Source organism: Allobranchiibius huperziae, from assembly GCF_013410455.1.
GTDB classification, from domain to species: Bacteria; Actinomycetota; Actinomycetes; order Actinomycetales; family Dermatophilaceae; genus Allobranchiibius; species Allobranchiibius huperziae.
The window spans coordinates 676,636-688,348 of the sequence record NZ_JACCFW010000001.1; the positions used below are offsets into that span (position 1 = coordinate 676,636).

13 protein-coding genes and 1 tRNA gene are annotated in these 11,713 nt (G+C 70.7%); 10 read left to right on the forward strand and 4 right to left on the reverse strand.

Translation table 11 applies throughout. The features are described from left to right. Window positions 1–84: 84 nt before the first annotated feature. The 3 genes from rsmA to HNR15_RS03260 all read left to right on the forward strand — a co-directional run bounded on the left by rsmA (window position 85) and on the right by HNR15_RS03260 (window position 3,784). Window positions 85–945, forward strand: a complete 861-nt coding sequence (rsmA, locus tag HNR15_RS03250; protein WP_179479081.1) for a 16S rRNA (adenine(1518)-N(6)/adenine(1519)-N(6))-dimethyltransferase RsmA — start codon at window positions 85–87, stop codon at window positions 943–945. Between the two features lie 8 nt (window positions 946–953). Next, window positions 954–1,895, forward strand: a complete 942-nt coding sequence (locus HNR15_RS03255) for a 4-(cytidine 5'-diphospho)-2-C-methyl-D-erythritol kinase (RefSeq protein WP_179479083.1) — start codon at window positions 954–956, stop codon at window positions 1,893–1,895. 83 nt (window positions 1,896–1,978) lie between these two features. Next, on the forward strand, window positions 1,979–3,784 hold the full coding sequence (locus tag HNR15_RS03260; protein WP_179479085.1) for an ABC-F family ATP-binding cassette domain-containing protein: 1,806 nt from the start codon (window positions 1,979–1,981) through the stop codon (window positions 3,782–3,784). A gap of 7 nt (window positions 3,785–3,791) precedes the next feature. Here HNR15_RS03260 and HNR15_RS03265 read toward each other — a convergent pair whose 3' ends face one another. Then, complete coding sequence (locus tag HNR15_RS03265) at window positions 3,792–4,334, reverse strand: MarR family winged helix-turn-helix transcriptional regulator (RefSeq protein WP_179479086.1); 543 nt, start codon at window positions 4,332–4,334, stop codon at window positions 3,792–3,794. Window positions 4,335–4,423: 89 nt separating this feature from the next. Between HNR15_RS03265 and HNR15_RS03270 the strand changes: the two genes are divergently transcribed. Both HNR15_RS03270 and HNR15_RS03275 read left to right on the forward strand, forming a co-directional pair. Then, on the forward strand, window positions 4,424–5,224 hold the full coding sequence (locus HNR15_RS03270) for a methyltransferase domain-containing protein (protein ID WP_179479087.1): 801 nt from the start codon (window positions 4,424–4,426) through the stop codon (window positions 5,222–5,224). Further along, window positions 5,221–5,580 carry a VOC family protein gene (locus HNR15_RS03275; RefSeq protein WP_179479088.1) on the forward strand — a complete coding sequence of 120 codons (360 nt, stop codon included), beginning with the start codon at window positions 5,221–5,223 and terminating at the stop codon, window positions 5,578–5,580. The genes HNR15_RS03270 and HNR15_RS03275 overlap by 4 nt, the downstream gene beginning before the upstream one ends. Window positions 5,581–5,981: 401 nt before the next feature. Here HNR15_RS03275 and HNR15_RS03280 read toward each other — a convergent pair whose 3' ends face one another. Continuing rightward, entirely contained in the window at window positions 5,982–6,632 is a 651-nt protein-coding gene (locus tag HNR15_RS03280; RefSeq protein WP_246305881.1) for a TetR/AcrR family transcriptional regulator, read from the reverse strand. 104 nt (window positions 6,633–6,736) lie between these two features. On the opposite strand from HNR15_RS03280, the gene HNR15_RS03290 reads away from it, so the two are divergent. The 3 genes from HNR15_RS03290 (at window position 6,737) to HNR15_RS03300 (ending at window position 9,359) form a co-directional block, all read left to right on the forward strand. Next, window positions 6,737–6,815 (forward strand) — tRNA-Gln (locus tag HNR15_RS03290). Window positions 6,816–6,912: 97 nt separating this feature from the next. Then, window positions 6,913–8,382, forward strand: a complete 1,470-nt coding sequence (gene glmU / locus HNR15_RS03295; RefSeq protein ID WP_179479089.1) for a bifunctional UDP-N-acetylglucosamine diphosphorylase/glucosamine-1-phosphate N-acetyltransferase GlmU — start codon at window positions 6,913–6,915, stop codon at window positions 8,380–8,382. Next, on the forward strand, window positions 8,379–9,359 hold the full coding sequence (locus HNR15_RS03300) for a ribose-phosphate diphosphokinase (protein WP_179479090.1): 981 nt from the start codon (window positions 8,379–8,381) through the stop codon (window positions 9,357–9,359). Before glmU ends, HNR15_RS03300 begins: the two co-directional genes overlap by 4 nt. A 103-nt stretch (window positions 9,360–9,462) precedes the next feature. Here the strand turns inward: HNR15_RS03300 and HNR15_RS03305 are convergent, their stop codons facing one another. After that, the gene (locus HNR15_RS03305) at window positions 9,463–9,648 is read right to left on the reverse strand and encodes a hypothetical protein (protein ID WP_179479091.1); all 186 of its coding nucleotides are present in this window, start codon (window positions 9,646–9,648) and stop codon (window positions 9,463–9,465) included. On the opposite strand from HNR15_RS03305, the gene HNR15_RS03310 reads away from it, so the two are divergent. Together HNR15_RS03310 and pth are read left to right on the forward strand one after the other, a co-directional pair. Further along, window positions 9,647–10,333 (forward strand): 50S ribosomal protein L25/general stress protein Ctc, encoded by a 687-nt coding sequence (locus HNR15_RS03310; protein WP_179479093.1) that lies wholly within the window; start codon window positions 9,647–9,649, stop codon window positions 10,331–10,333. The two genes, HNR15_RS03305 and HNR15_RS03310, sit on opposite strands and share 2 nt — an antisense overlap. A 137-nt stretch (window positions 10,334–10,470) precedes the next feature. After that, on the forward strand, window positions 10,471–11,061 hold the full coding sequence (gene pth / locus HNR15_RS03315) for an aminoacyl-tRNA hydrolase (RefSeq protein WP_425484504.1): 591 nt from the start codon (window positions 10,471–10,473) through the stop codon (window positions 11,059–11,061). A 73-nt stretch (window positions 11,062–11,134) separates the two neighbouring features. Here the strand turns inward: pth and HNR15_RS03320 are convergent, their stop codons facing one another. After that, window positions 11,135–11,644, reverse strand: a complete 510-nt coding sequence (locus tag HNR15_RS03320; RefSeq protein ID WP_179479095.1) for an SRPBCC family protein — start codon at window positions 11,642–11,644, stop codon at window positions 11,135–11,137. Between the last annotated feature and the right edge of the window lie 69 nt (window positions 11,645–11,713).

Below are 11,713 nucleotides of genomic sequence, written 5' to 3' on the forward strand. Positions count from 1 at the left end.
GTCCCGCGATGGTCAGCGTCCTTGTGGCGCCGACGCCCCGCGGACGCTGACAACCGGTCGGGTACTGCTGCGTAGGGTGGCGCCGTGACGACGCCCGCCGGTGACGGCCTCCTCGGCGCGACGCAGGTGCGCGCGCTCGCCGCGGAGCTGGGTCTGCGGCCGACCAAGCAGTGGGGCCAGAACTTCGTCATCGACGCCAACACGGTGCGCAAGATCGCGCGCCTCTCCGGCGTCGGCCCGGATGACCAGGTCGTCGAGGTCGGCCCGGGCCTGGGGTCGCTGACCCTGGCCCTGCTGGAGTGCGCGGGCGGCGTGACCGCGGTGGAGATCGACCCGACCCTGGCCGCGAGGCTGCCGCAGACCGTGCGCGAGGTGGCCCCGGACCGTGCCGACCGGCTCCAGGTGGTGCAGGCCGACGCGCTGCGCACGCCGCTCCTGCCGGATCCGCAGCCTGTCGCCCTGGTGGCCAACCTTCCCTACAACGTGTCGGTGCCGGTCGTGCTGTCCTACCTGGAGTGGTTCCCGAGCATCACCCGCGTCCTCGTGATGGTGCAGTGGGAGGTCGCCGAGCGCCTCGCGTCACCGCCGGGCAGTCGCGTCTACGGAGCCCCCAGCGCGAAGGCCGCCTGGTACGCGCGGGTCCGCCTCGCCGACCGCGTCGGCCGCAACGTCTTCTGGCCGGCGCCGAACGTCGACTCCGGGCTGGTCGAGATGATCCGCCGCGACGCGCCGGTCTCGCAGGCCCCGCGGGAGGCGGTCTTCACCTGCATCGACGCGGCGTTCGCCCAGCGCCGCAAGACGTTGCGATCGGCGCTCGCCGGCTGGGCCGGCAGCCCTGCCCTCGCCGAGCAGGCCCTACGCGCCGCCGGTGTGGATCCCGGCCTGCGCGGCGAGCGATTGACCATCGAGGCGTTCGCCGCGATCGCCGCGAATCGTCCGGCATAGTGGGCGGCATGCGGACCGTTCCCTCCTCACCCGGTGTCCAGGTGAGGGTGCCCGCGAAGGTCAACCTCGAGCTGCAGGTCGGCCCGTTGCGCGACGACGGCTACCACTCCCTCGCGACGGTCTTCCACGCCGTCAACCTCACCGACGACGTCCGTGTGACGCCCGCGACCCATTGGGGGTGCGTCGTCAACGGTCCGTACGCCGCCGCCGTGCCCACCGGTACCGACAACCTCGCGGTCCGCGCGGTGCAGCTGCTCGGTGAGCGCTTCGGCATCGAGGAGATGCTGCAGATCGACATCGACAAGCACATCCCGGTCGCCGGCGGGATGGCCGGAGGGTCGGCCGATGCCGCGGCGGCGCTGGTCGCGGCCGACGCGCTCTGGTCGCTCGGGCTGACCCGGGCCGACCTGATGGGTATCGGCGCGGAGATCGGCTCGGATGTGCCGTTCGCCATCACCGGTGGGACGGCCCTCGGCTCGGGGCGTGGTGAGGTGCTGGCCCCGGTGCTCACGCAGGCCGACTTCCACTGGGTGTTCGCCCTGCAGCACGAGGGCCTGTCGACCCCGAAGGTCTACGCCGAGTGCGACCGGTTGCGCGTGGGGGAGTCGGTGCCCGCGCCCGAGCCGTCCGGAGCCCTGATGTCCGCGTTGCGGTCCGGCGACGTCGACGAGTTGGCGCCGCACCTGCGCAACGACCTGCAGGACGCCGCCATCTCCCTGATGCCGAGGCTGCGCGAGGTCATCGACACGGGGATGGAGGCCGGGGCGTGCGGAGCGGTCGTCTGCGGGTCCGGCCCGACCGTGGCGTTCCTCTGCGCGAGCCACCATCTGGCGCTCGACCTGATGGTGACCCTGAGCGCGGGCAAGGTGGCCGACGACGTCGTACGCGCCGTCGGACCCGCCCCCGGAGCCCACGTGGTGACCGACCTGCACTCGGTCGGTCCGGCCTGACCTCGCGCGGTCGTGAGCACCGTCGCTGCTCAGGCGCGCAGCGGCTGGTCAGGAACGTGCACGCACCGCATTAGCCTTGTCCCATGCCGAATCTGCTCGCCTGCGAGCGCATCTCGCTGGCGCTGGGCACCCGTCAACTCCTCGACGAAGTCTCCCTCGGTGTCGGCACGGGAGACCGCATCGGGGTTGTCGGGCGCAACGGCGGCGGCAAGTCGACGCTGCTGCGGGTGCTCGCGGGGGTCCAGGGCGTGGACGACGGCCGGGTCACGCGGGTCGGCGGTCTGCGGGTCGGGATGCTCTCCCAGGACGACCGGCTCGACCCGGCGTCCACGGTGCACGCCGCCGTGGTCGGCGACCGCGCCGAGCACGAGTGGGCCGCCGACGCCCGGGTGCGCGACATCCTGGACGGGCTGCTGGGCGGTGTCGGTTTCGACACCGTCGGGGGCCCGGACGCCCTGGTCGGGCCGCTGTCCGGGGGCGAACGTCGCCGGGTCGCGCTCGCGCGCCTGCTCATCGACGACCCCGCGCTGCTGCTGCTCGACGAGCCCACCAACCACCTCGATGTCGAGGGCGTGCAGTGGCTGGCCGCGCACCTGGTGCGCCACCGCGCGGGCACCTCGGGCGCGTTCGCCACGATCACCCACGACCGGTGGTTCCTCGACGAGATCGCGACCCGCACCTGGGAGGTCGTGGACGGTCAGGTCGAGCAGTACGACGGCGGTTACGCGGCGTACGTGCTTGCCAAGAACGAGCGCGACCGGATGGCCGCGGTCACCGAGGAACGCCGCACCAACCTGCTGCGCAAGGAGCTGGCCTGGCTGCGCCGCGGACCGCCGGCCCGCACCAGCAAGCCGCGCTTCCGCATCGACGCGGCCAACGAGCTGATCGCCGGTGAGCCGGAGCCGCGCAACGGGGTCGAGCTCGTCCGCTTCGCCACCACCCGTCTCGGGAAGGACGTCGTCGATCTCATCGACGCGACCGTCACCGTCGACGAGCGGCCGCTCATCGATCGCCAGACCTGGCGACTTGCTCCCGGTGAGCGCACCGGCATCGTCGGGGCCAACGGCGCCGGCAAGTCGACCCTGTTACGGGCGATCGAGGGCACCCAGCCGCTCTCGGCCGGAAAACGTAAGCAGGGCAAGACCGTTCAGCTCGCGATGTTGACCCAGGAGGTTCGCGAGTTGGAGCGCTTCGACGGGCTGCGGGTGATCGACGCGATCACCGACGTCAAGTCGCACATCATGCTCGAGGGCAAGGAGGTCAGCGCCAGCAGCCTGGCCAAGCGGCTCGGTTTCGACGGCGGCCGCCAGCAGGTGCGGGTGTCCCAGCTCTCCGGTGGCGAGCGGCGTCGTCTGCAGTTCCTGCGGCTGCTGATGCACGAGCCGAACGTGCTGCTGCTGGACGAGCCGACCAATGATCTGGACATCGAGACCCTGACCTCGATGGAGGACGTGCTCGACGGATGGGCCGGCACGCTCGTCGTGGTCTCCCACGACCGCTACCTGCTGGAGCGGATGTGCGACCGGCAGGTGGCGCTTCTCGGCGACGGCCAGATCCGCGAGCTGCCGGGTGGGGTGCACCAGTTCCTCGAGCTGCGCGCGGCCCGGCGGGCTCGTTCGGACGACGGCGCGCCGACTCGTGTGGCCGCGCCGCAGGCCGCGCGGACGGACCCCGCTCAGCAGCGAGAGGCGCGCAAGGACATGGCCCGGTTGGAGCGCTCGATGTCCAAGCTGGCCGACCGTGAGCAGATGCTGCACGACGCGCTGGTCTCGGCGGCGTCCGACCACGCCCGCGCGGCGGAGCTGGACGGTCAGTTGCGCGCGCTGCACGCCGAACGCGAGGAGATGGAGCTCAGCTGGCTGGAGATCGCCGAATCCGTGGAGGACTGAGCGAGTCTCAGGCCTCTACGGCGGTGAGCAGGGTGCGCAGCGTGCCCGCCAGCCGCTCCTGCTCGCGGACCGGCAGGTGTGCCAGGAGCTTCTGTTCGTGCTCCAGCAGGTCGGCCATGGCGGCGTCGACGACGGCGAGCCCGGACGGGGTCAGTCGCACCAGGACGCCGCGGCGATCGTGCGGCGCGGGGCCGCGGCGTACGAAACCACGCTGCTCCAGTCGGTCGACGCGGTTGGTCATCGTGCCGCTGGTGACCAGGGTCTGCTGCATGAGGGCGCCCGGTGAGAGTCGGTAGGGCTTGCCCACCCTGCGCAGGGCGGACAGCACGTCGAACTCCCAGCCGTCGAGGTCGTGCTTGCTGAACGCGGTGCCGCGCGCCTGGTCGAGCAACCGGGCGAGGCGGGTGATGCGCGAGAGCACCTGCAGCGGGCGGACATTCAGGTCGGGGCGCTCGCGCGACCAGGCGTCGACGATGGCATCGACGTCGTCCTGCGGAGCTGGCCGATCGGGTCGATCGGGTCGATCGGGTCGATCGGGTCGATCAAGCATGGACCGACTATAGCCAGCATCAAGCTTCTTGACATCAAGACATCGCGGAGTATCTTGATATCAAGATACTTCTACGTGGGAGGCGACGCATGGCGACCTGGGATCCGATGCAGTACGAGCGCTACGCCGACCTGCGCACCCGACCGTTCCTCGACCTGCTGGCGCGCGTCCCGCACCACGATCCGAAGGTCGTCCTCGACCTGGGCTGCGGCAACGGGATCGCCACGCTGATCGCCGCCGAACGCTGGCCCGACGCGACGGTGGTCGGCGTCGACGACTCGGTCGACATGCTGCGCAAGGCCGCCGACCGCGACACTGCCGGGCGGGTGCGCTGGGTGGAGGCCGACGTCGCGACCGTCGACGTCGGCGCGTACGGCCGGCCCGACGTGATCCTGACGAACGCGACGCTGCAGTGGGTGCCCGGCCACCTCGACCTGATTCCGCGCTGGCTCGAATCGCTCGCCGAGTCAGGTGTCTTCGCCATGCAGGTGCCGGGCAACTTCGACGCGCCCTCGCACCGGATCATCCGGGAGACGGCGCGCGAGCAGCCGAGGGGGGCGGAGCTGGTGGGGCTCCTGCGCGCGGACCCGGTCTCCGAGCCGCGGGGGTACGCCGACGTCCTGGCCGCTGCCGGCGCGCGCCTCGACGTGTGGGAGACCACCTACCTGCAGGTGCTCGACGCCGCGGGGGAGCAGGACCATCCGGTGCTGGAATGGGTGAAGGGCACCGCGCTGCGGCCGCTGCTCGACGTACTGGATCCGGCTGAGACCCGGGCGTTCCTCGCCGATCTTGCGACCCGGCTCGACGCCGCCTACCCCCGCGCGGCGTATGGCGTCCCGTTCCCCTTCCGGCGGATCTTCGCGGTCGGTGTTCTCGAGGCGCGACCGTGACGGCGCTCGGGCTGCACCACGTGCAACTCACCTGCCCGTCCGGGTCGGAGGAGGCGTTGCGAGGCTTCTACTCCGGTGTCCTCGGGCTGGCGGAGATCGAGAAGCCGGAGAGGTTGCGCACGCGGGGAGGGTGCTGGTTCCAGGTCGGACCGCAGGAGTTGCACCTCGGCGTCCAGGAGATGTTCACCCCGGCGAAGAAGGCCCACCCCTGCGTGCTGGTGGACGACCTGGATGCGGTCGCGGCCGCCGTGCGAGCGGCAGGCGGCGAGGTCAGGCCGAGTGACGACATCCCGGGTGTCCGCCGCTTCCACACCGACGACCCGGTCGGCAACCGCGTGGAGATCCAGCAGGCCTGAGAGCGGGGTGCCGTCCGCAATCGTGGGGCCCCGCTCGGCCCGGAACGAGCGGTCAGCGCGCGATGCGCAGTCAGTCGGCAGGTGTCGGGGGCGCCGCGCGGGACGGCAGGACCGGGTTCTTCTTCAGATCGTGCAGCCCGTTCCACATCAGGTTGATGATGTGCGCGGCGACGAACTCCTTGCCCGGCCGGTCCTGGCGGCGGTCGTTGTGGCCCGCTCGGTCCGAAACGTGCGCACGAGCGGCTCCGCGGCCGCCGTTGTGGCCCGCTCGGTCCGAAACGAGCGGAAAGGTGGCCCTGCGGCGCTCGTTGTGGCCCGCTCGGTCCGAAACGAGCGGAAAGGTGGCCCTGCGGCGCTCGTTCTGGCCCGCTCGGTCTCAAACCAGCGGGGGGAACGCCGGGTCAGTCGGCAGGTGTCGGGGGCGCCGCGCGGGACGGCAGGACCGGGTTCTTCTGCAGGTCGTGCAGCCCGTTCCACATCAGGTTGATGATGTGCGCGGCGACGAACTCCTTGTCCGGCCGGTCCTCGTGGTGGATCCACCACACACCGGTGAGCGCGATGCTCCCGATCAGCGTCTGTGCGTAGACCGGCGCGGGGGTGGGGTCGAAACCGTGACTCTCGAACGTCGCCTCGAAGAGCTCCTCGACCCGTACGGCGATCGCGGACATCAGGCTCGCGGCCGACCCGTCGCCGTGCCAGGAGGGCGAACTGCGCACCAGCACCTCGAACGACGAGGGCGAGGATTCCATGAAGTCCAGCAGTGCCAGGACCGCCCGCTCGAGCAGGACGCGGATTCCCGCCGGCTCGGAGAGGGCGTCGGTGATGGCGGTGAGGATGTCCTGGATCGCCCGGTCGACGACGACCGCGTAGAGGCCTTCCTTGCCGCCGAAGTGCTCGTACACGACCGGCTTGGTGACGCCGGCGCGGGTCGCGATCTCCTCGACGGTGGCGCCCTGCACACCGTCGGAGGCGAAGATGTCGCGGCCGACGACGATGAGCTGCTCCCGTCGCTGGGTGGCGGTCATACGGGTGCGCGGCTGAGGTGGGGCCATCCGCCCATTGTGGGGTAGGCCCGCGTCGTTGCGGTCCAGGCACGCGCGCGACGTCCTCTACCCTTGTCGGCGTTCGGCGTCTCTCGAGGGAGACGGCCGGGCGTTCCCCGGTTGCTCTGCTGGTAGGGGCCGCCTGACTTTGAATCAGGATTAGCGACGTTGGTTCGATTCCAACCCGGGGAGCCGCCGGCCCCGAGCCTGCGTCCGGGTCCGACCGGTAGCATCGCGTCCGAAACCGGCCGCCTAACTGCGCTGTCCGCAGCCTCGAGGAGCCCTACGAGTGAGCCCCACCCCCGCCGCCGTGATCGTCCTGTCTGCTGGGGACGGCACGCGGATGCGATCGTCGATCAACAAGGCGCTGCATCGGATCGGCGGCCGTCCCCTCGTCGCTCATGCGCTGTACGCGGCAACCGGCACCGGAGCCGCGCACGTCTCGGTCGTCGTACGCGCCCAACGTGACGCCGTCGCCGAGGCGGCGCGAGCGGTCGACCCGGACGTCCTGATCGCCGACCAGGACGAGGTCTACGGCACCGGTCGCGCTGTCGAGTGCGCGCTGGCCGTGCTGCCGAGCGACCTGCAGGGCACCGTGCTCGTCATCACCGGCGACACCCCGCTGCTCACGGCGCAGACGCTCTCGGACCTCACGCGGCACCACGAGTCGACCGACGCCGTCGCCACCGTCGTGACCGGGATCGTGCCGGACGCGGCCGGCTACGGGCGCATCGTCCGCGGTGCCGACGGCACCGTGCAGGCCATCGTCGAGCACAAGCACGCCACTCCCGAGCAGCGCGAGATCGGTGAGTTCAACTCCGGTCTCTTCGCCTTCGACGCCGGCCACCTGCGCGACACGATCGGCCAGATCGAGGTGCACGGCGAGGGCGGCGAGAAGTACCTGACCGACGTCGTCGGGGCCGTCGTGGGGCAGGGGCACAGCGTCTCGGCCTACGTCCTGGACGACCTGTGGCAGACCGAGGGCGTCAACGACAAGGCGCAGCTCGCGCGGCTCGGCAAGGAGCTCAACCGGCGCATCGTGGACCGGCTGATGACGGAGAGCGGCGCCGTCGTGATCGACCCCGACACCACCTGGGTCGACATGGACGTCAGCGTCGGACGCGACACCGTGATCGAGCCGGGCACCCAGCTGCGCGGCGCCACGACCATCGGCGCCGACTGCACGATCGGACCTGACTCGACCTTGACCGACATGGAGATCGGCGACGGCGCGAAGGTCGTCCGCACGCACGCCGAGCTCTCGGTCGTCGGGCCCGGCGCGTCCGTCGGCCCGTTCGCCTACCTGCGCCCGGGCACCGAGCTCGGTGCGGACTCCAAGATCGGCACCTTCGTGGAGGCCAAGAACTCCACTATTGGCAAGGGCAGCAAGGTGCCGCACCTCTCGTACGTCGGCGACGCCACCATCGGCGAACGCAGCAACATCGGTGCCGCCAGCGTCTTCGTGAACTACGACGGGGTGACCAAGCACCGCTCCTACGTCGGCAACGACTGCCGGATGGGCAGCGACAACATGTACGTCGCCCCGGTCACCGTCGGCGACGGCGCGGGATCGGGTGCGGGCGCGGTGATCCGCAAGGACGTGCCGCCGGGCGCGCTCGCGATCTCGGTCGCCGCCCAGCGCAACATCGAGGGCTGGGCCCTGCAGAAACGACCGGGCACCGCGCAGGCCGAGGCCGCAGAAGCGGCGCTGCGAGATCGCGGCGACGCCGCCCCTGCGACCAAGGACGAGGCACTGTGAGCGGCCTGACCAAGACCACCGAGAAGAAGCTCATCATCGTCAGCGGCCGGGCCCACCCGGACCTGGCCGAGCAGGTCGCCGCCGGGATCGGCACCTCGCTGGTGCCCACCGCGGCGTACGACTTCGCCAACAGCGAGATCTACGTGCGCTACGAGGAGTCGGTGCGCGGCTGCGACGCCTTCGTGATCCAGAGTCACACTGCCTCGGTCAACAACTGGATCATGGAGCAGCTGATCATGGTCGACGCGCTCAAACGCGCCTCGGCCAAGCGGATCACCGTGGTCACGCCGTTCTACGGCTACGCCCGCCAGGACAAGAAGTCCCGCGGCCGCGAGCCCATCAGCGCCCGCCTGATGGCCGACCTGTTCAAGACCGCCGGCGCCGACCGACTGATGGCGCTGGACCTGCACACCGATCAGATCCAGGGCTTCTTCGACGGCCCCGTGGACCACCTGCAGGCGCTGCCGATCCTGGCCGACTACGTGTCGGGCAAGTACGGCGACCGCGAGCTGGCCGTGGTCTCACCGGACGCCGGCCGGATCAAGGTCGCCGAGTCCTGGTCCAAGCGCCTCGGCGGGGTGCCGCTGGCCTTCATCCACAAGACGCGCGACGTCACACAGCCCAACAAGAGCGTCGCGAACCGGGTCATCGGCCAGGTGCGCGGGCGCTTGTGCATCCTCGTCGACGACATGATCGACAGCGGCGGCACCATCTGCAACGCCGCCGACGCCCTCATGAACGACGGCGCCGCAGGCGTGGTCATCGCGGCGACCCACCCGATCTTTTCCGGGCCGGCCATCGAGCGGATGCGCGACTCCGTCGCCTCCGAGGTGATCGTCACCGACACCTTGCCGGTGCCTGCCGACAAGCAGTTCGACAAGCTCACCGTGCTGTCGATCGCACCGCTGCTCAGCCAGGCCATCCGCGAGGTCTTCGAGGACGGCTCGGTCACCAGCATGTTCGACGGTCAGTCCTGACCTTTCCGGCGACGATGAGGTCGCTGCGCGCTCCATAGGGCGCGCGGCGACCCCACCACCGGCCGGCGCTCGATTTGGGCGTCGGCGCGCGCTCGGCATACGATCAGCGACGTTGCCTCGGCGAGGGACGGTGCGCGAACGCACCGGTGATCCGTGATCGACGATGCTCCGCCCGCGAGGCGTTCTCCTCGTGGTGGTGCGCGTCGAGCATGAGCTCCGCGATCTTCACGCCCTGTCCCGCGTCGAGGCCCATCTTCTGAACACCCTGCTGATCAAAGGATTTCGTCATGGCCACGACCGAGAACAAGCTTCACGCCGAGTCGCGCACCGAGTTCGGTAAGGGCGCGGCCCGCCGCATCCGCCGCGCGCACAAGATCCCCGCGGTGCTCTACGGGCACGGCAGCGACCCTGTCCACATGACCCTGCCGGGCCACGAGACCATGCTGCTGCTGAAGAACGCGAACGCGATCCTCACCATCGACCTGGAGGGCACCGAGCACCTGGCCCTGGCCAAGGACGTGCAGCGCGACGCGATCAAGCCGGTCATCGAGCACATCGACCTGGTCATCGTCCGCCGCGGCGAGAAGGTCGTCGTCGACGTCCCCGTGCACATCGAGGGCGAGGCCGGCATCGAGACCGTCGTCACCGTCGAGAACAGCACGCTGTCCGTGCTGGCCGACGCCTTCAAGATCCCCGAGTCGGTCACCGTCTCCGTCGAGGGCCTCGAGGCCGGCAGCCAGATCCTGGCCAAGGACGTCACGCTGCCCGCCGGCGCCGAGCTGGAGGCCGACGAGGAGCTGCTCATCGTCAACATCGTGCAGCAGCAGTCGGTCGAGGAGCTGGAGAGCGAGCTCGCCGAGGCCGAGGCCGAGGCCGGCATCGAGCGCGAGGAGTCCGACGAGGACGAGGCCGCCGAGGCCGAGGCTGCCGAGGGCGAGTCCGACGACGCCGAGAAGGGCGACGACTCCGAGTAAGCATCTCCCTGAGACGTCGAGTGCGCGTTTCGCCCCCGGAAGCTGTCGGTCCGGGCGTGCGAAGCGCGCATTCGGCGTTGATGGGGGTGATCGGCCGTTGCGCGGCGGCCGTGTCCGTCCGGGCATACTGACTGCCCGTGGACCCTTGGCTGATCGTCGGACTCGGCAACCCGGGCACGTCGTACGCCGGCAACCGGCACAACGTGGGTGCGATGGTGGCCGAGCTGCTGGCCGACCGCGCGGAGGCGACCCTGAAGGCCCACAAGGCGCGTGCCCGCGGGGCGCAGATCCGCCTCGGTACCGCCGGGGGAGGGCTCCCGGGCCCGTCGGCGGTGGTTGCGGTGCCATCCACCTACATGAACGAGTCGGGCGGCCCGGTCGCCGCGCTGATGAGCTTCTTCAAGATCCCGCCCGAGCGGTTGATCGTGGTGCACGACGAACTCGACATCGACTTCGGCGCGGTCCGGCTCAAGCGCGGTGGCGGCGAGGGCGGCCACAACGGGCTGCGCTCGATCACCAAGTCACTGGGCACCAAGGACTACCTGCGGGTGCGGGTGGGCATCGGGCGCCCGCCGGGCCGGATGGACGCGGCGTCGTACGTGCTGAAGGACTTCAACGCCACGGAGCGCAAGGAGCTGGACTTCCTCCTGCCGTCGGCGGTCGACGCGATCGACCTGCTGGTGCAGAAGGACCTTCCTGACGCCCAGAACGTCGTCCACGCCTGGTGACGGCCCCCCGGTTGTCAGCGGATTCGTGACGCCGGCGCCACAGAACCGCTGACAACCGGCGAGTTCCGGGGCGTCAGGCCGAGGTGCGCTCGAGGTCCTTCTTGAGGTTGGCCAGGGTGCGGGCGATGTTGCCGCGCTGCCAGTCGGCGAACGTCGACCCGCGGGTCACGACCTTGTCGAAACCCTTCGCCGCGAACGCCGGCCACCCGCTGCGTCCGTCGGTCCACACCTCGGTGACGCTCGTGCCGTCGGTCGACGGCTCCAGGCGGTACTCCCAGGTGGCGATGCGGGCCTTGAGGCCGGGCTTGCGCAGACCGATCGCCTTGACGTCGAACGCGAACCGGCGGCCCGGGTCCGAGGCGGTCACGACGCATCGTGTGTGCCACTTCGCGCCGAACCGGCTGTTGGCGCCGACGAACGACGTGCCGACCGGAGCGGGCCCGCCGGCGGTCTCGATGACGGCGCCGGTGTTCTCCGGGCTCCACCGCCCCATCCGGGACGGGTCGCTGATGGCCTCGAAGACCTCCTGCGGGCTGACGCCGGCGATGGTGACGGTGTCCTGGACGCTCATCTCACGGGGCATCACTCGATCGTAGGTGCCCGGCCGTCGACGTTTGTCCGCCGCGAGGGACCGGGCGATGCCGTTGCGCGG

Bases quoted from the DNA above. Each gene is read 5' to 3' on its own strand.
- HNR15_RS03255 (WP_179479083.1), top strand. From the start codon at position 954: ATGCGGACCGTTCCCTCCTCACCCGGTGTCCAGGTGAGGGTGCCCGCG.
- HNR15_RS03280 (WP_246305881.1), bottom strand. From the start codon at position 6,632: ATGGCCCCACCTCAGCCGCGCACCCGTATGACCGCCACCCAGCGACGG.
- HNR15_RS03270 (WP_179479087.1), top strand. From the start codon at position 4,424: ATGGCGACCTGGGATCCGATGCAGTACGAGCGCTACGCCGACCTGCGC.
- HNR15_RS03310 (WP_179479093.1), top strand. From the start codon at position 9,647: ATGGCCACGACCGAGAACAAGCTTCACGCCGAGTCGCGCACCGAGTTC.
- HNR15_RS03260 (WP_179479085.1), top strand. From the start codon at position 1,979: ATGCCGAATCTGCTCGCCTGCGAGCGCATCTCGCTGGCGCTGGGCACC.
- HNR15_RS03320 (WP_179479095.1), bottom strand. From the start codon at position 11,644: ATGCCCCGTGAGATGAGCGTCCAGGACACCGTCACCATCGCCGGCGTC.
- HNR15_RS03305 (WP_179479091.1), bottom strand. From the start codon at position 9,648: ATGACGAAATCCTTTGATCAGCAGGGTGTTCAGAAGATGGGCCTCGAC.
- HNR15_RS03265 (WP_179479086.1), bottom strand. From the start codon at position 4,334: ATGCTTGATCGACCCGATCGACCCGATCGACCCGATCGACCCGATCGG.